Origin of the sequence: Clostridium sp. Marseille-P7770 (assembly GCF_902143525.1) — a bacterium.
In the GTDB taxonomy this organism is placed as follows: domain Bacteria; phylum Bacillota; class Clostridia; order Lachnospirales; family Lachnospiraceae; genus Pilosibacter.
In genome coordinates, this window is record NZ_CABFVC010000008.1 from 52,248 (window position 1) to 69,483 (window position 17,236).

The 17,236-nt window shown below is 49.5% G+C and carries 17 protein-coding genes and 1 other annotated feature; of the genes, 1 reads left to right on the plus strand and 16 read right to left on the minus strand.

The window, feature by feature from the left end; genetic code table 11:
- From FN001_RS16035 to FN001_RS16110, 16 genes are all read right to left on the minus strand, one after another.
- Positions 1 to 2,274 (minus strand): hypothetical protein, encoded by a 2,274-nt coding sequence (locus FN001_RS16035; RefSeq protein WP_142412509.1) that lies wholly within the window; start codon positions 2,272 to 2,274, stop codon positions 1 to 3.
- A gap of 129 nt (positions 2,275 to 2,403) precedes the next feature.
- A complete protein-coding gene (locus FN001_RS16040) occupies positions 2,404 to 3,030 on the minus strand; it encodes a D-sedoheptulose-7-phosphate isomerase (protein ID WP_118531040.1) in 627 nt (208 codons plus the stop codon).
- A gap of 210 nt (positions 3,031 to 3,240) precedes the next feature.
- Positions 3,241 to 3,615, minus strand: a complete 375-nt coding sequence (gene rplL / locus FN001_RS16045) for a 50S ribosomal protein L7/L12 (RefSeq protein WP_015553100.1) — start codon at positions 3,613 to 3,615, stop codon at positions 3,241 to 3,243.
- 123 nt (positions 3,616 to 3,738) lie between these two features.
- Positions 3,739 to 4,251, minus strand: a complete 513-nt coding sequence (rplJ, locus tag FN001_RS16050; protein WP_015553099.1) for a 50S ribosomal protein L10 — start codon at positions 4,249 to 4,251, stop codon at positions 3,739 to 3,741.
- 54 nt (positions 4,252 to 4,305) lie between these two features.
- Positions 4,306 to 4,443, minus strand: a sequence feature (ribosomal protein L10 leader region).
- A gap of 136 nt (positions 4,444 to 4,579) precedes the next feature.
- Entirely contained in the window at positions 4,580 to 5,275 is a 696-nt protein-coding gene (rplA, locus tag FN001_RS16055) for a 50S ribosomal protein L1 (protein ID WP_015553098.1), read from the minus strand.
- Positions 5,276 to 5,368: 93 nt separating this feature from the next.
- Positions 5,369 to 5,794 carry a 50S ribosomal protein L11 gene (gene rplK / locus FN001_RS16060; RefSeq protein WP_015553097.1) on the minus strand — a complete coding sequence of 142 codons (426 nt, stop codon included), beginning with the start codon at positions 5,792 to 5,794 and terminating at the stop codon, positions 5,369 to 5,371.
- A gap of 117 nt (positions 5,795 to 5,911) precedes the next feature.
- On the minus strand, positions 5,912 to 6,427 hold the full coding sequence (gene nusG, locus FN001_RS16065; RefSeq protein WP_015553096.1) for a transcription termination/antitermination protein NusG: 516 nt from the start codon (positions 6,425 to 6,427) through the stop codon (positions 5,912 to 5,914).
- 15 nt (positions 6,428 to 6,442) lie between these two features.
- Positions 6,443 to 6,649, minus strand: a complete 207-nt coding sequence (gene secE / locus FN001_RS16070; protein ID WP_015553095.1) for a preprotein translocase subunit SecE — start codon at positions 6,647 to 6,649, stop codon at positions 6,443 to 6,445.
- Positions 6,650 to 6,676: 27 nt separating this feature from the next.
- Positions 6,677 to 6,826: a 50S ribosomal protein L33 gene (rpmG, locus tag FN001_RS16075; protein ID WP_008726232.1), complete on the minus strand. Its 150-nt coding sequence runs from the start codon at positions 6,824 to 6,826 to the stop codon at positions 6,677 to 6,679.
- Between the two features lie 531 nt (positions 6,827 to 7,357).
- Complete coding sequence (locus FN001_RS16080; protein WP_117469075.1) at positions 7,358 to 8,143, minus strand: amino acid ABC transporter ATP-binding protein; 786 nt, start codon at positions 8,141 to 8,143, stop codon at positions 7,358 to 7,360.
- Positions 8,127 to 8,837, minus strand: a complete 711-nt coding sequence (locus tag FN001_RS16085; RefSeq protein ID WP_021904616.1) for an amino acid ABC transporter permease — start codon at positions 8,835 to 8,837, stop codon at positions 8,127 to 8,129. The genes FN001_RS16080 and FN001_RS16085 overlap by 17 nt, the downstream gene beginning before the upstream one ends.
- A 112-nt stretch (positions 8,838 to 8,949) precedes the next feature.
- Positions 8,950 to 9,873: a transporter substrate-binding domain-containing protein gene (locus FN001_RS16090; protein ID WP_142412510.1), complete on the minus strand. Its 924-nt coding sequence runs from the start codon at positions 9,871 to 9,873 to the stop codon at positions 8,950 to 8,952.
- 160 nt (positions 9,874 to 10,033) lie between these two features.
- Entirely contained in the window at positions 10,034 to 10,744 is a 711-nt protein-coding gene (locus FN001_RS16095; RefSeq protein WP_142412511.1) for a ComF family protein, read from the minus strand.
- Positions 10,741 to 12,987, minus strand: coding sequence for an SF1B family DNA helicase RecD2 (gene recD2 / locus FN001_RS16100; RefSeq protein ID WP_142412512.1), 2,247 nt, complete (start codon positions 12,985 to 12,987; stop codon positions 10,741 to 10,743). The genes FN001_RS16095 and recD2 overlap by 4 nt, the downstream gene beginning before the upstream one ends.
- A gap of 3 nt (positions 12,988 to 12,990) precedes the next feature.
- Positions 12,991 to 13,992, minus strand: coding sequence for a rod shape-determining protein (mreB, locus tag FN001_RS16105; RefSeq protein ID WP_015553090.1), 1,002 nt, complete (start codon positions 13,990 to 13,992; stop codon positions 12,991 to 12,993).
- A gap of 256 nt (positions 13,993 to 14,248) precedes the next feature.
- A complete protein-coding gene (locus tag FN001_RS16110; protein ID WP_142412513.1) occupies positions 14,249 to 15,352 on the minus strand; it encodes a hypothetical protein in 1,104 nt (367 codons plus the stop codon).
- 653 nt (positions 15,353 to 16,005) lie between these two features.
- Between FN001_RS16110 and FN001_RS16115 the strand changes: the two genes are divergently transcribed.
- Positions 16,006 to 17,115, plus strand: coding sequence for a DUF5722 domain-containing protein (locus FN001_RS16115; RefSeq protein WP_142412514.1), 1,110 nt, complete (start codon positions 16,006 to 16,008; stop codon positions 17,113 to 17,115).
- Positions 17,116 to 17,236 lie beyond the last annotated feature (121 nt).

Genomic DNA, 17,236 nt, shown 5'->3' on the forward strand with positions numbered 1-17,236 from the left:
TTACTGCTGTTCTCCGGACCAGTATTTTTCGGTAAACTCCGCCAGAAGCGCCTCGCTCTCCTCCGCGGAGAGTTCTCTCGGTTCTGGTGAGAATACTGCAAGCCCGTTTCCATTTTCATACAGGAGGTCTGAGAGATACCCCTGTTTTAAAAGCCCTGTCACATTTCGGAATCCGTCCGTTCCGGGCTTTAAGTATCCGCTTCCGAGATAGATATGATCCACTCCCGCGAATGTAAAGAACTCTGCCAGTGCCTCCGGGCTGGATGACAGATTGAAGTTTCCGCCGCTTCCCTCGATGTCCGTATAGCTCTGGGTGCTGCACGGGAAGCGCAGCATCTCCGGCTGTTCCCCGAATACGACGACGCGTTTTCTCGGATTTTCCGCCAGCACGTCCCAGATCTTCTCATTTCCGTATGAGACGAGCAGTTCATGGGACTCTTCCATATGATCATAATATCCTTTATGGAAGATTTTCACCGGTGTCAGTCCCAGCGTTCCACCCCAGTTGCTCACGGCTGTGATCGTCACATTAAAAAGAAGGAACGGGACCAGCATCCTGCAGATCGTTCCGCGGAGGAAACCGCTCTTTAATTTTCCTGCTGTGATCACCGCCAGGATCGCTGAAAGTGCATAGAGAAGCAGGAAATAGTTTCCATCCACCTGCCATAAAAGATAAAGCGCCGCGAGACTCACGATCCCATTCGTCACAAAGACCAGCGCCAGGCAGATCAGGGAGCTTTTTTCTTTCCGTCCCAATTTCTTCACATCCGCCAGCACCGGCAGACCGACCATCAGAAGAAAGATCAGGAGCAGCGGCGATCCCCAGGCGATCCGCACATGTGCCATATCTTCGCCCACCGGGGCCATGAGAATGCCGTAAATCCTCTTTAAAATGTGCTTGAGCCCCGCCAGGGAGATCAGTGCCCCGCCGTTTGACGGCAGACTCTCAAACCGGTACGGATACCGCACGGTAAAGCCGAGGGCCGCCCAGATCGAGTTGAACACGGATGTCAGCGGAAGTCCCGTGTGCAGCCATGTCCGGTACCAGATGAGAAGCCACATCGGGATCATAAAGCCAAGGGATGGAAGGACACTTCCGCGGAACTTAAATCTCAGCTGTTTTGTGAGCAGGATGTAAAGTCCGGCGGTTCCTGCCGCCGCTGTGGAAAATACAAGCGCCGTCGGCTTTAACCCGAGTGTCATCAGGTAGGCATCCACCGCCAGTACCAGGTAGGCGCCCTTCTTTCTCCTGATATAGAGAAGCAGAAACAAAAGCATGACAAGCTGCATAAATACCGTCATGGAGTCTGTCTTTGCAGTGATGGACATGTTCATGATCCCGGGTATGCAGGAGAGCAGCGTCATACAGCCCACCGCATGCTTTCTTCCGACAAAAAGTTTCACGATCTGGCCCGCGGTGATCAGGGTCCCAAGCGTCATCCAGATCTGGAAACTCAGGAAAAAGCCGTAGGACGGCAGTCCGGAGATCGGTAAAAGCAGTGTCTCCAGGCCCTTCGAGTACGTGTATACCACGTTGACCATTCCGAGATTTTCATAGATCCCGCCGCCGTTATCCAGGACATACTCACTCCGCAGGCCATAATGGAGCGAGTCGTAATCGGCGCAGATGTTCATTCTTCCGGCCTGCAGGAGGACCATCGCAAGAATGATCGCGATGCAGGCGGACATTTCCAGAGAGATCTTCGTCTCCTTCGGGATCTGCCTCCACGGCTTTCCGTCATCTCCTGCCGTCCTTAATTCCATAAACCGGAAACCGATCAGAAATCCGGCAATGATCACCGTAAGTAAACGGAAGCTCTGGATCCCGCACCCGAAAAGCAGGGATCCTATACAGAATAAAAAGATCATACATCCGCTTCCCAGAAGGAAATCCGCAAGTCCGCTGATCACATGATACTCTCTCCAGACATGATTTCTGTCCATCCCTCTGCGAAGACGCGCGCCGAGCATCAAAAGGACCAGAACATAGGCGCCGGACAGGAACATCGCCGTGAACGCCTGATGGATCCAGAGGAATCCGGCTGTGATCAGGAGAGCTGCTCCTGCTCTGAGCCGGTTTCGATCGATTTTCCATATCGCGAACAGATATAGGAAAAACAGCACAATGATCTCTGCCAGAAGTTCGATCGTCTCCGGTCTTCTAAGCCGGATCCCATCCACTCCTGTCACATAAACCTGTCCGATCGCAACTAAGAGCGCGGGCACCGCCGCCAGCGCCAGAATAATTAACGAGGCCCATTCCCGTCTCTTCATAATTCCCCCCCGGTTGCGGTTCTTCTCCGGCATAATTCCTGCTGTCTGCCCATTCGTACATCCGGATATCGTCCGCAGGCATCCATAGGATTTTTCAACATCATGCAGACATGTATTATCATATCGGTACTATTCCGCATAAAATCTGTCTTCCAGCATCAGGCAGAGCGCATGGTAGATCGGAAGGTGGAGTTCCTGGATCTTGTAAGTCTCCTGCTCCGGTACAATGATCGCGACATCTGCGATCTTTGCAAGTTTTCCGCCGGTCTTTCCTGTGAGTCCGATCACTTTCATTCCCTTCGCCTTTGCAGTCACTGCGGCATACATCACATTTTCCGCGTTTCCGGAGGTACTGATCCCGAGGAACACATCCCCTGCTTTTCCATAGCCGTTTACCTGCTGGGCATAGGAAAGCATCCCGTCCACATCATTTGCGAATGCAGAGGAAAGCGCTGCATGGTTTGTGAGCGCGATGGCCGGAAGTCCGCCCTGGAGTTTCTTCGCGAGTTCCGCTCCCCGTTCCGGGTCTGTCTGCTTTAAAGCCTCTGCGAGTTCCGCAGATACCGGGCGGCGTTTTACGAAGCCTTTCATCAGCTCACCGACGATATGGTCAGAATCTGCGGCACTTCCGCCGTTTCCTGCGATCAGAAGTTTTCCGCCGTTCTCATAGCATGTCTCTAAGATCTTGTATGCCTCTTCGATCTGGTCCTTTACGGCATCCAGGACCGGATATCTCTTTACTAATTCCTGAATCATTCTTTCTCCTTTTCACCCGCCTGATCCTGTATAATGGGCAGGTATTGCCATTTTCATGCTATCCATTTTAACACATAAGCGCCGGTCTTTCCACCGTCAAATTGCTTACAATACAGAATCTTACAGAGTTTTTACATTTGTTCTCGAACTAAAAAAATCCGCAGGAAGTCACCTTCCTGCGGATCAAAACATTCAAAGTATAAAAGTTGATTACTTAAGAGTAATCTTAGCGCCTTCAGCCTCAAGTTTTGTCTTGATGTCGTTAGCTTCGTCTTTGGATGCACCCTGCTTAAGAACCTTCGGAGCGCCGTCTACAACGTCCTTAGCTTCCTTGAGGCCAAGACCTGTTACTTCACGAACAACTTTGATAACTTTAACCTTGTTCGGGCCTACTTCTGTAAGCTCAACGTCGAACTCAGTCTTCTCTTCCTCTGCTGCTGCGCCAGCGCCTGCTGCTGCAACTACTACGCCTGCTGCTGCGGATACACCGAACTCTTCCTCACAAGCCTTTACTAATTCGTTTAACTCTAATACGGATAATTCCTTGATAGCTTCGATAAACTCAGCGGTTGTTAACTTTGCCATTATAATTTACCTCCATAATAATTTATATTTCACGTTTGTTTTTCACAACTTTTATACAGCATCTATGCTGCCTTTGACGGGATCACGCGATGCGTGTTTCCGCCTGCAGGACCGGGATGAGGATTAAGCCTCTGCCGGAGCTTCTGCGCCTTCGCCGTTCTTCTCTGCGATCTGGTTGAGAACACGAGCGAAGTTTGTGATCGGGGACTGCATGCTTCCAAGAAGTCTTCCAAGAAGAACCTCTCTGGACGGGATGCTTGCGATTACACCGATACCTGCTGCATCGTAGTATGTTCCCTCTACAACGCCGCCTTTTAATTCAAGCTTGTCAGCTTTCTTTGCGAACTCAGCTAATACTCTGGCCGGAGCTGTTGCATCTTCTTTAGAAACAGCAAGTGCTGTCGGGCCTTCAAGATGCGGCTCAAGTGCTTCGAACTCAGTTCCCTTTGCAGCGAAGCGGATCATTGTGTTCTTATATACTTTATAAGAAACACCAGCTTCTCTTAACTGTTTACGAAGAGCAGTATCCTGCTCAACAGTTAATCCACGGTAGTCAACGACTACAGCAGACTTTGCTCCGTTGAGGACTTCAGCGATCTCAGCAACTACCGGCTGCTTTAATTCAACTTTTGCCATGAATGGTTTACCTCCTGTTTTATTTAGTATTGGATTCGCCGTCACAGCATTTTTTCGCTTATCAGAAAAACCTCTCTGTCCGCAGACCGAGAGGTTTACAAAATTCTGTGTGAGTTTTGTACGTCCCTCGGCAGGTGTTTTTACCTTACGCCTTACGGCACCTGCTGTCTTCGGCATTCAATACCCGAATAGTTTATCATAATATATTTGGATTGTCAATCACTTTTTTAGTTTTTTGCATTAAAATACTGCCAGACGGTCAATCCGGCTGTACGCCGCTGGGGCGCAGAACCAGATCAATGTCTGACAGTTAAAATGACACAATCGACTAGTTTGTTAACTTAGCTACGTTTAACTTAACGCCCGGGCCCATTGTGGAAGTAAGAGTAACGCTCTTTAAGTAAGCGCCCTTTACTGTGCTCGGTTTTGCTTTGTTGATTGCATCCATAAGCGTCTGGAAGTTGTCCGCTAACTGTTCTTCTGTGAAAGAAGCCTTACCTACTGGCACGTGAATGATGTTTGTCTTATCGAGTCTGTACTCAATCTTACCAGCTTTGATCTCTTTGATAGCCTTTGTAACGTCCATTGTTACTGTACCAGCCTTCGGGTTCGGCATTAAGCCCTTCGGTCCGAGTACACGGCCAAGACGTCCAACAACGCCCATCATATCCGGTGTAGCAACAACTACATCAAAATCTAACCAGCCTTCGTTCTGGATCTTCGGGATTAAATCCTCTGCTCCAACGAAGTCAGCACCTGCAGCCTGAGCCTCATCAGCCTTCGGTCCTTTAGCGAATACAAGGATACGAACAGTCTTACCTGTTCCGTGCGGCAGAACTACTGCACCACGGATCTGCTGATCAGCATGACGGCCATCACAGCCTGTTCTTAAGTGAGCCTCGATTGTTTCATCAAATTTAGCAACAGCAGACTTTTTAACTAATGCGATTGCATCTGCTGTATCATAAAGAGTAGCGCGGTCGATAGCTTTTGCCGCTTCTACGTATCTTTTTCCTCTTTTCATTATAAAAAACCTCCTGTGGTAGTGTCGGGAGTCCTCCCTCCCACGTGATTGTTGCTGTATATGGAGGTCCGTCCTCCATTCAGTTGCTTACGATCAGTCTGTTACGGTGATACCCATGGAACGAGCAGTACCAGCGATCATGCTTGTAGCAGCCTCGATGCTTGCAGCGTTTAAGTCTGGCATCTTGAGCTCAGCGATCTTCTGTACTTCTGCTCTTGTAAGAGTAGCTACCTTTGTTTTGTTCGGTGTTGCGGAACCGGATTTGATCTTTGCAGCCTTCTTTAATAATACAGCAGCCGGCGGAGTCTTTGTGATGAAGCTGAAGCTTCTGTCAGCGTAAACTGTGATAACAACCGGGATGATCATATCGCCCTGATCAGCAGTTTTAGCGTTGAACTCCTTTGTGAACTGTACGATGTTAACACCGTGCTGTCCAAGAGCCGGTCCAACTGGCGGAGCCGGTGTTGCCTTGCCGGCAGGAATCTGTAATTTAATATAACCTGTAACTTTCTTTGCCATAATTAGGCACCTCCTAAATAATGTGGTAATGTCGGGGATTTCCCTCCCACGCGGGCACAAAGTCCGTTTTCCTAAAAAAGGTACGGACGACCGGTCCGGATCTTAGTCCGTTTACGGTCACATCTTCTTGATTTCAGAAAAGCTCAGTTCCACCGGTGTTTCACGGCCGAACATCTCGACGTTGATTGTAATGGACTGCTTGGACTCATTGACGGTTCTAATGACACCGACGGTATCCTTCCATGCGCCGGCCGTAACAACGACGGTATCTCCGACGGCGAAATCTACAACGACATCCGGTGCCTTAAAGCCAAGGCTCATCATCTCTTCTTCTGAAAGCGGCACCGGCTTGGATCCCGGTCCTACGAATCCGGTCACACCTCTGGTGTTCCGTACAACGTACCATGTGTCATCATTCATGATCATATGAATCAGCACATAGCCCGGGAACATCTTACGCTCGACCTGCTTCTGAGCACCGTTTTTAAGCTCGATGACTTCTTCCAGCGGGACGGAGACCTCTAAGATCTGATCCTGAAGACCTCTGTTTTCGATTGTTTTCTCAATGTCAACCTTTACCTTATTCTCATATCCGGAATAAGTGTGTACAACATACCATTGTGCTTCTGACATATCTTCACCTCATCCTTAACCAAGTACAATATTGAGACCAAATTTGATGATCAGGTCAAGGGCTGCGATAACAATCCCCAGAATTACTGTTGATACGACTACTACAACGGTCTCTTTCGTAAGCGTATCCTTATCCGGCCAGATGATCTTATTGAATTCAGCTTTTAAGCCTTTGATAAAGTCCGTTTTAGGGGCTTTCTCATTACTTGCCGTTTCTCCCATAAATTCACGTCCTTCTTGCAAACCGGATTACTTAGTTTCTTTGTGCATCGTATGTCTCTTGCAGAATCTGCAGTACTTCTTTGTCTCCATGCGGTCCGGATGAGTCTTCTTATCCTTCGTCATGTTGTAGTTGCGCTGCTTGCATTCTGTGCATGCCAGTGTAATCTTAGTGCGCACGACTTCCACCTCCGTTTAATTTCTTTGTAAGGCGGCCTTTTCTCTATTCATTGCTATCGTTTTTTGAGCATAAAAAAAAGACCTATATCTTCCATTCGCCCGAATATTGTAACATAAGAATTGCGGCGCGTCAAGCATTTCCTTGAGAAATAAGAGTTTTCGTGGAGTTTTAGTTGATTGGCGGGGCAGGGAACTTTCAGAAAGCAGTGCTTGTGGGATTCAGGGAAGGTTCCTCTAGGCTTGCAGGCGACTGCTAGGGACGAAAAAAAGATGATGCAACTCGCTTCGCTCAGACAAGCATCATCTTTTTTCCAACGCATTCACCTGCGAGCCAAGAGGAACCAGATCCCTGTATCCAGGCACTGCTTTCTGAAAGTTCCCTGCTGCTGTGTAGTTGGCACGCCAAGGAGAAGGGGCACTATTGGGAACAAGATTTTGCGCAAGAGCGGACTTTGGTCAGTTGTCTCGTAAATAAAAAAAGCCTCTCGTTTCCATCTTTCAGGCAACAAGAAGCTTTTCATTATCTAATATTTACAGGACCTTCGATAAGAATTCCTTTGTTCTCTCATTCTTCGGATGCGCGAAGAACTCTTCCGGTGGAGCTTCTTCGAGAATTTTTCCCTGATCCATAAACAGCACGCGGTTTGCAACCTCTCTCGCAAAGCCCATCTCGTGGGTGACAACGACCATGGTCATTCCTTCGTTTGCAAGCTCCTTCATGAGATCCAGTACCTCACCTACCATCTCCGGATCGAGAGCACTCGTCGGTTCATCGAAGAGGATCACATCCGGCTTCATCGCCAGAGCGCGGACGATGGCCACACGCTGCTTCTGTCCGCCGGAAAGCGTGGACGGATAAACGTCTGCTTTATCCTCAAGGCCGATGCGGCGTAACAGCTCAAGGGCTTCCTCTCTCGCCTGTGCCTTGATCTCTGCCTTCGTTTTCGGCGCGTCAGGTGCCAACGTTCCTTTTCTCTTTGCCTTCTTTAACTCTTTACAGCGCACATAGACCGGTGCCATCATGATATTCTCGATCACAGTCATATTGTTGAACAGGTTGAAGTGCTGGAATACCATACCCATATGGCGGCGGTGGATATTGATGTCCACGCGCATATCGGCGATATCTACGCCGTTAAAAATGATGCTGCCGGAGGTCGGATCCTCCATACAGTTTAAGCATCTTAAAAATGTACTTTTTCCGGAGCCGGACGGACCAATGACTACAACGATGTCACCTTTATTGATGGTCACATTGATTCCCTTCAGGACTTCCAGATCACCAAATGTTTTTTTCAGATCAATGACGTCTATCACTCTTCTTCAGGCTCCTTTCCATCAGTTTAACAAGAATTGAGATCACCAGCACGAGAACGATGTAGATCGCCGCCATGACAAGATACGGGACCATGAACTCGTAGCTGTTGCTTCCGATATAGTTGAAGGCAACGTAAAGATCCGCCGCGCCGACAAAGCTGACAACGGAGGTTTCCTTGATCAGGGCAATAAACTCATTGCCCAGAGTCGGAAGAATATTTTTTACTGCCTGCGGGATCACGATCCGGATCATCGCAGGGCCAAAGCCAAGACCGACTGCACGTCCCGCCTCAAGCTGTCCCGGATCAACGGACTGGATACCGCTTCGCATGATCTCGGAAATATACGCGCCGCTGTTCAATCCAAAGACCACCATGGCAACACGGACACCTGGCAGCTTGATCCCCATAAGGGGCAGCATAACGTAGTAGAAGATCAGAAGCTGCACGACCATCGGGGTTCCGCGGAAGAGACCTACGTAGAAGCTGCAAACCGCGTTCAACGCCCGCGGAAGTGTCTTATATTTCGGCAGGACGCGGACCGTCGCGATGATGGTACCGATCAAAACACCGATAATCATGCCGACTACCGCGATCAGAAGCGTATTCTGCAGACCCTGCACAACTTTGACGTAACCGTTTTTCTCAATAAATATCTGTACAAACTTGTTCCATTTGTTCCCGAAGTTTCCCATAATACCTCCAGATAGCAAAAACACAGCGTTTCCTGCCATGTTCCAATACAGTCAAAAAGCGGGAGCGAACCGTATCCTGCCCCCGCTTTTCTGACCGGTGTTTCCAATATTTTTACTGCATTGCGTTGATCGCCTTTGTGATGCTTTCTGCCGGAGCCGCATCAATGATCACGTACTTCACGTTGCCGTTGATCATATCCTGAACTGCAAGAGATGCACTCTTATACGGTACCCACTCGGCCGGAAATCCTTCAAAGCCCCAGTCATCACTGCCCTCAACAAAGTACTGTGCTGTGGTTCCCTGCTGTCCGCCAATCTTGTCGCTCGCGCTTAAGCCCTTAAGAACCTCTTCTACGGAAGCTGCATCCTTACAGTCATCAAAAGCCGTATCATCTGCCAGTGTAACCAGTCTCTGGGATGCTTTATAATACGGATCGGAGAAGGTTACATATTCTTCTCTCTCCTCGTTGATCGTTAAGCCTGCCATTGCGATATCGCATTTGTGCTGACCAACAGATAAGCATACAGCATCAAAGTCCATGTTTTCAATTACAAGCTCCTTGCCAAGCTCCTGTGCGAACAAAGCTGCGATTTCCATATCGATTCCCTTGTAGCTGTCACCGTCAACATACTCAAACGGCTCAAAGGACGCGTTTGTCGCAACAACAAGCTGATCCTTGGAAGCATCATACTCTGCAGACTCTACTGCAGCCGGCTCGCCGTCACTGAAATATTTATCGCAGATCTCATTGAAGGTTCCGTCCTCCTGGATCTTTGCGATAAATGCATTTACCTGCTCAAGCAGCTCCGGCTGGTCTTTATCCACGCCGAATGCATACTGCTCATCTGTAAGATCATATTCGATCACCTTAACAACCCCCGCTGCCTCATCTTTCTTTTCTGCCGCAGCCTCACCTGCTGTTGTCTCTGTCTTGTTCTCTGCCGCTGCCGTTGTCTCTGTAGTCTTGCTGCCGCAGCCTGTAAGAAGTGATGCCGCCATTGCAGCGGTCAAACATAATGCAATCGCCTTTTTCATAATATTTTCCTCCTCTAACCCAATACGAATTTGCAACTTTTTCGATGGAACCCACTATACCACAGGCCTATACAAAAAGCAAGCGTTTATGCATATGTTTTTGTATATTTATGCAGCCCCTCTCATTCTATAACCTGTATGCATATCACTTTTCCCTGTCCTATCGGCCCCCGGTCATGCAGATCACAACGAAATAGATCCGGCTGATCCCCGATGCCCGCAGGGCCCTCGCGCACGCCTCGATGGTACTGCCCGTTGTATAAATGTCGTCCACAAGGATCACGCTCCTGATCCCCTCCGGGATCTCCCCCGCCGCAAAGGCACCGGAAAGGTTTTTAAGCCGCTCCGATACTGAGAGATCCTTCTGCGGCAGCGTCTTCTTATTTCTCACCAGCATTTCCGGCATTACCGGAATCCCCAGCTTCTTTCCGATGACCCGAGCCAGAATCTCTGCCTGATTGAATCCCCGGGTCTTTTTCCTCGTGGCATGGACCGGTACCGGAACCAGGACATCCGCCTGCATCCGGCGGATCGTCCGTCCGTACCGTGCCGCCAGAGCTGTTCCGTAAAAATCCAGGTACTCTCTCTTATTATTGTACTTGATCTGCGCCATGGAATGCCTCGCCGCCTCATCATAATTTAATAAGGCGATCCCGTACTCAAACGCGCGCGGATGGCGCATGCAGTCCGGACAGAACTCCAGACTCCCGTCTTCAATCTCTTTTCCGCATTTTTTACATACCGGTGATCTTACAAACGATAGTTTATGAAGGCAGTCCGGGCAGATCATCCGCCCGAAGCCGCCTGTGATATCCCCGCATACCGGACAACGGCGGGGATATAGAACATCAAGAATTTCATTGAATTTCATGTTATCTCCAGAATCCGATCCTTCAGCCCCGAATACCGTTTCTGTTCCACCTCATTATCCACCATCGCCTGGAACACCTCCGGGATTCCCACGAGGCAGACGCAGGCTTTCGCCCTCGTAACCGCCGTGTAGATCAGATTTCTCGTCATCAGCATCCGCGGTCCCGAATGGACCGGGATCACCACTGCCGGATATTCGCTTCCCTGGGATTTGTGGATCGTGATCGCGTAGGCGAGTTCCAGCTCCTCCAGCTGCTTAAAGCTGTACTCCACCATCTTCCGCTCATCAAACTCCACCTCCATCGTCTCTGCGAAGCTGTTGATGGACCGGATGATCCCCGTATCCCCGTTGAAAACGCCTTCGCCCTTATCCACCGGGATTCCGTAGCGGTTGCGGATCTCCCACTCGATCTGGTAATTGTTCTTGATCTGCATGACCTTATCGCCCACGCGGAAAATCGTCCCGCCGGACTCTTTCTCCTGCTTATTCGGCGCAGGCGGGTTAAACTTCTCCTGAAGCTGCTTATTTAATGCCTCGACTCCGAGAGCGCCCTTCCGCATCGGCGTCATGATCTGGATATCCGACATCTCCGCATGGACGTAGTTCGGCAGCTTATCCTGTACAAGGACCATCATATCCTTCACGATGTCCGCCGGATAATCGCGCCGGATAAACAGAAAGTCACGGCTTTTCTTATTTAAAGGAACTGTTTCCCCATCGTTGATCTTATGGGCATTGACGATAATGTCACTCTGAGCCGCCTGACGGAAGATCTTTGTGAGTTTCACCACAGGAAACGCCTCCGACGCGATCATATCCCGCAGAACATTTCCCGGTCCCACGCTCGGAAGCTGGTTTACATCGCCCACAAGGATCAGCCTCGTTCCTACATTCACTGCCTTTAAGAGCGAGTGGATCAGGCTGATATCCACCATGGACATTTCATCGATGATGATCACATCCGCGTCCAGAGGATTTTCCTCGTTCCGCTCAAAATGCATGCCCTCCAGCCGGTTCTCTCCGGAATTCCCGTTATTTTTCGGATCCGCGACAGGCGCCCCGGTCAGCTCCAGAAGGCGATGGATCGTCTTTGCCTCATATCCGGTCGCCTCCGTCATGCGCTTTGCCGCACGCCCCGTCGGGGCCGCCAGAAGGATCTCCATATCTTCCTGGTCAAAATAGTGGATGATCGTGTTGATCGTCGTTGTTTTACCAGTTCCAGGTCCTCCGGTGATAATAAGGAGACCATTGCTCACCGCCTCCATCACCGCCTGCTCCTGGAGCTCATCCAGCTCGATCTTCTCCGCCTCCGTGATCTTTTTGAGCCGTTTTTTCACGTCCTCCTCATTGATCTTCGAGTGGATATTCAGATCATGCAGCATTCTCGCCGTATTGAGTTCCATATAGTAGAACTGTGCCGGATAGATGATCCGCTTTCCGTCCTTCTCCTTCACCACCAGCTTCTTCTCCATCTGGAGATCCACCAGGTGTTTTTCCATGTGCTCCGGTTCCACATTTAAGAGCGCTGATGCGTTGGCAAACAGCTCCTCCTCCGGCAGATATGTATGGCCGTTTCCCGTCGCCTGGAGCAGTGCATAGAAGAGTCCGCTGCGGATCCGGTAATCGGAATCCGTAAAGATACCGACTTTCGCCGCGATCTCATCCGCGATCTTAAAGCCTACGCCCTGGATATCATCCGCGAGCTGATAAGGATTTTCCTGGATGACCGAGTACATCTTCGGACCGTAATGCTGGTAGATCTTCACCGCAAGGTTCATGGAAATCCCGTACTGCTGGAGGAAGACCATCGCCTGGCGCATATCCCGTTTTTCCTCCACCTGGCTGCAGATCTCCATCGCCATGCGCTCGCTGACGCCTTTGACCTCTGCGAGGCGCTCCGGCTCTTCTTCCATGATCCGGAAGGTGTCCGCCTTGAACTTCTTTACGATCCTTTTAGCTAAAGCAGCTCCGATGCCTTTGATAGCACCGGAGCCGAGATACCGTTCAATTGCCAGTGTGTCCTCGGGAGCTTTTATCTCATAGCTCTCCACCGCAAGCTGTTCTCCGTAGATGGAGTGTTCCACCATCCGGCCGGTTGCCTCGATCCGCTCTCCCTCGCTGATATAAGGGAATGTGCCGACGAGGACATATTCCTCCCCGCCGTCTGCCACGCTTAAGACCGAGTAACCGTTATCTTCGTTGCGGTATTTGATTCTTTCCACATAGCCTGTTACAGTTGCCATTTTTTATTTTTCTGCGCCTTTTCCGCCGTGTGCGAACTCGATGAACTTACCGGTTCCGATCGCAACCGCGGTGAGCGGCTCCTCAGCGATCATCGTCGTGATTCCTGTCTTCTCCTCGATCAGGGCGTCAAGTCCTGAGATCAGGGATCCGCCGCCGGTGAGAACGATTCCGCGGTCAAAGATATCTGCCGCAAGTTCCGGCGGTGTGCGCTCCAGTACGTTGTGTACGGCGTCAACGATCTGCATTGCCGGCTCTCTTAATGCCTCAAGTGTCTCGTCAGATGTAACAACGATCGTCTTCGGAAGACCCGTCACAAGGTTTCTTCCGCGGACTTCCATCGTCACAAGCTCCGGACGGCGGTAAGCTGCGCCGATATTGATCTTGATCTCCTCAGCGGTTCTCTCACCGATCAGAAGATTGTGTTTCTTTCTCATATAGCGGACAAGGGCTTCATCGAAGTCATCTCCGGCCGTCTTGATCGAGGTGCTGACTACAGTACCGCCGAGAGAGATGACTGCGATATCCGCAGTACCGCCTCCGATATCTACGATCATATTTCCGCATGCCTTGGAGATATCAATTCCGGCACCGATTGCTGCTGCAACCGGCTCTTCGATAATGCAGACCTCACGGGCACCTGCCTGGTAAGTCGCATCCTCTACGGCCTTTCTCTCAACTTCCGTTGCACCGCTCGGGATGCAGACTGCGATACGCGGTTTTCTCAAGGTTCTCTTTCCCACCGCTTTGTTGATGAAATACTTTAACATCTTCTCGGTTACGGTATAATCGGAAATAACACCTTTTCTCAACGGTCTTACCGCTACGATATTACCCGGAGTACGTCCGATCATCAGACGCGCCTCCTCACCGAAAGTAATTACTTTATTTGTTTCCCTGTCCAGTGCTACTACGGACGGTTCCTTTAAAACAACGCCTTTTCCTTTAATATAAACAAGGATGCTGGCGGTACCCAAGTCAATTCCAATGTCGTTTGACATCATCATTGTCGTCTTCCTCCTGTCTTTCTAACTGAAAATCTCCTGAATCTATTTCCGCGTCCGATACAGGACGCGCCTCGCTTCTCTCTATCAGAAAACCCTGTCCCCGCAAAATATATCCTGCATTGTACTGCATATTTCTGCAGCTTTCATGATCTCGCAGTATTTCCGGTCACGAAAGTGACCGCACATACAGGGCGCGAAATATCAGTTTTTATTATATACGAAAGGCATTTGTTTTTAAAGGGGTTTTTGAAATTTTTTACTGTACCCACACGCCGTTCTTATCAACATAATACTTTCCGTCGATCATCCGGCTCGTAAGCATCGCGCCGTCAGTTCCGCAATAGTACCATGTCCCGTTCGTCTGTACCCACTGGTTCTTCACCATCGCGCCACCGGCTCCGCAGTAATACCACTGGTTATTATTCAGGATCCACTGGTTCTCCGCCATATATCCGGACTGGTTAAAATAGTACCAGACATTGTTGATCTGCTTCCAGTTTGCGACCGGATATGTCTTATCCGGATTGCACCACCACCAGCCATTGCTGTCGCGGAGCCATGCGCCATTCGCTGAACCGGTCGTACTTCCGCTTGGCTGGCTCCCCGAACCGGAAGTACCGTTTCCATAGTACGCAGACGCCGCGTTCCGGTTCGCATAGATCGCAGCGGCTCCGCCCCGGTCTACATCCTTCGGCTCAGACTCTTTCCAGCTGCTCTCATCACTTCCGCGGATTGCCTTGACTTTAAATGTATAACTGCCTTCTTTTGTGAATGATCCGCAGAAATTATAATAGTTGTTTGTCGTCGTGTATGCGGAACCTACGCTGTCCCCGTCGCGGTATAAACGGACCTGATATTTCTTTGCATATTCTGTTCCTTCCCAATATGCAACTCCGCCATAGCTGTCGTCCCAGGAGAGATCATAGACATCCAGATCATAATCTTCATCATCATACTCCGAATCAATATCCGAGATCTGCTGAAGTGTCACATATACATACAATTTTGATGTACTTCTTGTCACCGATGTCACCTTCTGTTCATCATTTCCAAGATATACATCTGATTTGCTCAGTCCGGACGAAAACGCGTAGTCACTCTCGGCACCGATCGTAATCTTAACCTTCGGCTTCGTATCATCATTCCAGTCTCCGCTCGGCTCGTTGGTAATGGAGATCTCATCTACATAGCAGCCGTCATCTGACACATCTGCCTCCACTTCCAGGTTGTCCGAATCCGTCAGGACTGCATTGATATCGATCGTGACCTCCTCGATCTTTTCCGATGCCATTGCCTGGAATGCCAGCAGGGCAGTCATAAGAAGTGCTGCCGGTATTGCAACTATTTTTTCTTTCTTCATTGTGAACCTCCCGTTTTCCTGTCATAGATATTCAGATTTATCAGGTCAGTAGCTTAAAAATCCTCCTGCTGAAAACTGCATCGGATCTTCAACCTTCGTCCCTTATATTATTCCATATTATACCAGAAATTTAAGAATGATTTATGTTCAAATTTCCTGTTAAACTTCGGCAAAATTGCGGCACATCTCTGGTAAATCCGCGTCACGGAATCTATCGACTGTTTTCGACATAATTCTTTCTAAATCGTTAAGTAAATTTACTTTCTTTTAATTTTTTACTCACATTTTAGACACATTTTGCCTCTATAATACAATTACGTTATCCGAAAGGATAACCTGCCTTTGTTTCAAGTGTTACACTTGAACACACAAAGCTTTTTCATACTCATACCTGTCGGAGGCGACTTCGGCAGGTCCCCCTAAAAAAATTGATACTTTCCATACTCCCCTTAGGGACTGCAGGAACGGCTGCGGTTCCTATTTTTTTTGCCCATGATCTCCGCATTTTTTCACGCTTCTATCGACGCCTCCCATTCCATTGACTTGCATTCCATCTCACGGTATAGTAAATGTAATAACATTACCCGGATGCAGGACGCTGTTCACCGGTGTTGTCTCTGCACTGCGGTTCATTACACGAGGGGGGAATTATTATGAAATCGCTTAAACGTATCGCTGCAGCCGCATTATCTGCTGCACTCTGTTTTTCCATGACTGTTCCGGCCTACGCCGACCACTACCAGACTCCAAAGTCCATCAAGGGCGTTCTGATCAATGAACACGCCCAGATCCCGGACGTTCTCGAAGTCGGTGCTTCTCAGGTCGTTTTAAACTTTCCGATGTCCTGGGCATTCAGCAGCCAGTTGTCTGTCTGCCAGGATCTCTACACAAAGCTTGACCAGGCAGGCGTCACTGTGACGCTGATCGTCTTAAACGACTGGGCAGCAGCGAGCTACAGCCCGTCTCTTCTTCCGGTATCCCAGCCAACCGGCGCAAGCTACTACGCGTTCAACACCTTAAACGATGCCGGCGTCCAGGCCACAAGAGAGGCCGCGAAGCGCGTCACAGAGGCATTCAGGGATTGTGTCTCCAACTGGGTCATCGGCAACGAAGTCAATGATGGACAGGCGTGGAACTATATCGGACAGATGGATATTGACACCTACTGTTCCAACTACGCGACCGGATTCCGCACCTGGTACGACACCATCAAAGGTTCCAACAAGCTGGCAAACGTCTATATTCCGTTTGACTTCCGCTGGAACTGCGGACAGGTCGAGGGCTTCAAGTACGGCGCTATGGACATGATCCCGCGGTTAAACAGCCGCCTGAAAGATACCGACTACGGTATCGCATGGCACGCATATCCAGAGACCTTCGAGGATCCGGTCTTCTCCGATGACAAATATACACTGGAAAAAGCAGATACTTATATCATCAACCTGAAGAATCTTCATATTCTGACCGATTATATGCAGCAGGCCGACATGCTTTCCCCGTCCGGAAAGGTCCGCCACCTGATCCTCTCCGAGCAGGGGTTCACTTCCGATTCCCCGGTCCACGGCGGTCAGTGCCTCGATCTCCAGGTCCAGTGCATTAAGGAAGCTTATGAGACCGCAAAGGCAAATCCGTATGTGGAAGCCTTCCTGTTGAACCGTATGAAGGATGAGCAGGGACTTCTGGGTGCCCATTATGCGTTCGGCCTCATCGATGTGAACGGAAATAAGAAGCCAAGTTTTGAGGTATATAAAAATCTTCAGTAATTTCCCCATTGCTCAACCGTCCGTATTAAAGATACAGCAGACAGCCAGATACTTTTACAATAAATCAATTGACAAAACAGCCGTCCCGGTCATATCCAGGGCGGCTGTTTTCACATCTGTT

What these genes read in the sequence shown, in the direction of transcription:
- FN001_RS16035 (WP_142412509.1), bottom strand. Translation starts at nt 2,274, where the DNA reads ATGAAGAGACGGGAATGGGCCTCGTTAATTATTCTGGCGCTGGCGGCG.
- FN001_RS16040 (WP_118531040.1), bottom strand. Translation starts at nt 3,030, where the DNA reads ATGATTCAGGAATTAGTAAAGAGATATCCGGTCCTGGATGCCGTAAAG.
- rplL (WP_015553100.1), bottom strand. Translation starts at nt 3,615, where the DNA reads ATGGCAAAGTTAACAACCGCTGAGTTTATCGAAGCTATCAAGGAATTA.
- rplJ (WP_015553099.1), bottom strand. Translation starts at nt 4,251, where the DNA reads ATGGCAAAAGTTGAATTAAAGCAGCCGGTAGTTGCTGAGATCGCTGAA.
- rplA (WP_015553098.1), bottom strand. Translation starts at nt 5,275, where the DNA reads ATGAAAAGAGGAAAAAGATACGTAGAAGCGGCAAAAGCTATCGACCGC.
- rplK (WP_015553097.1), bottom strand. Translation starts at nt 5,794, where the DNA reads ATGGCAAAGAAAGTTACAGGTTATATTAAATTACAGATTCCTGCCGGC.
- nusG (WP_015553096.1), bottom strand. Translation starts at nt 6,427, where the DNA reads ATGTCAGAAGCACAATGGTATGTTGTACACACTTATTCCGGATATGAG.
- secE (WP_015553095.1), bottom strand. Translation starts at nt 6,649, where the DNA reads ATGGGAGAAACGGCAAGTAATGAGAAAGCCCCTAAAACGGACTTTATC.
- FN001_RS16085 (WP_021904616.1), bottom strand. Translation starts at nt 8,837, where the DNA reads ATGGGAAACTTCGGGAACAAATGGAACAAGTTTGTACAGATATTTATT.
- FN001_RS16090 (WP_142412510.1), bottom strand. Translation starts at nt 9,873, where the DNA reads ATGAAAAAGGCGATTGCATTATGTTTGACCGCTGCAATGGCGGCATCA.
- FN001_RS16095 (WP_142412511.1), bottom strand. Translation starts at nt 10,744, where the DNA reads ATGAAATTCAATGAAATTCTTGATGTTCTATATCCCCGCCGTTGTCCG.
- recD2 (WP_142412512.1), bottom strand. Translation starts at nt 12,987, where the DNA reads ATGGCAACTGTAACAGGCTATGTGGAAAGAATCAAATACCGCAACGAA.
- mreB (WP_015553090.1), bottom strand. Translation starts at nt 13,992, where the DNA reads ATGATGATGTCAAACGACATTGGAATTGACTTGGGTACCGCCAGCATC.
- FN001_RS16110 (WP_142412513.1), bottom strand. Translation starts at nt 15,352, where the DNA reads ATGAAGAAAGAAAAAATAGTTGCAATACCGGCAGCACTTCTTATGACT.
- FN001_RS16115 (WP_142412514.1), top strand. Translation starts at nt 16,006, where the DNA reads ATGAAATCGCTTAAACGTATCGCTGCAGCCGCATTATCTGCTGCACTC.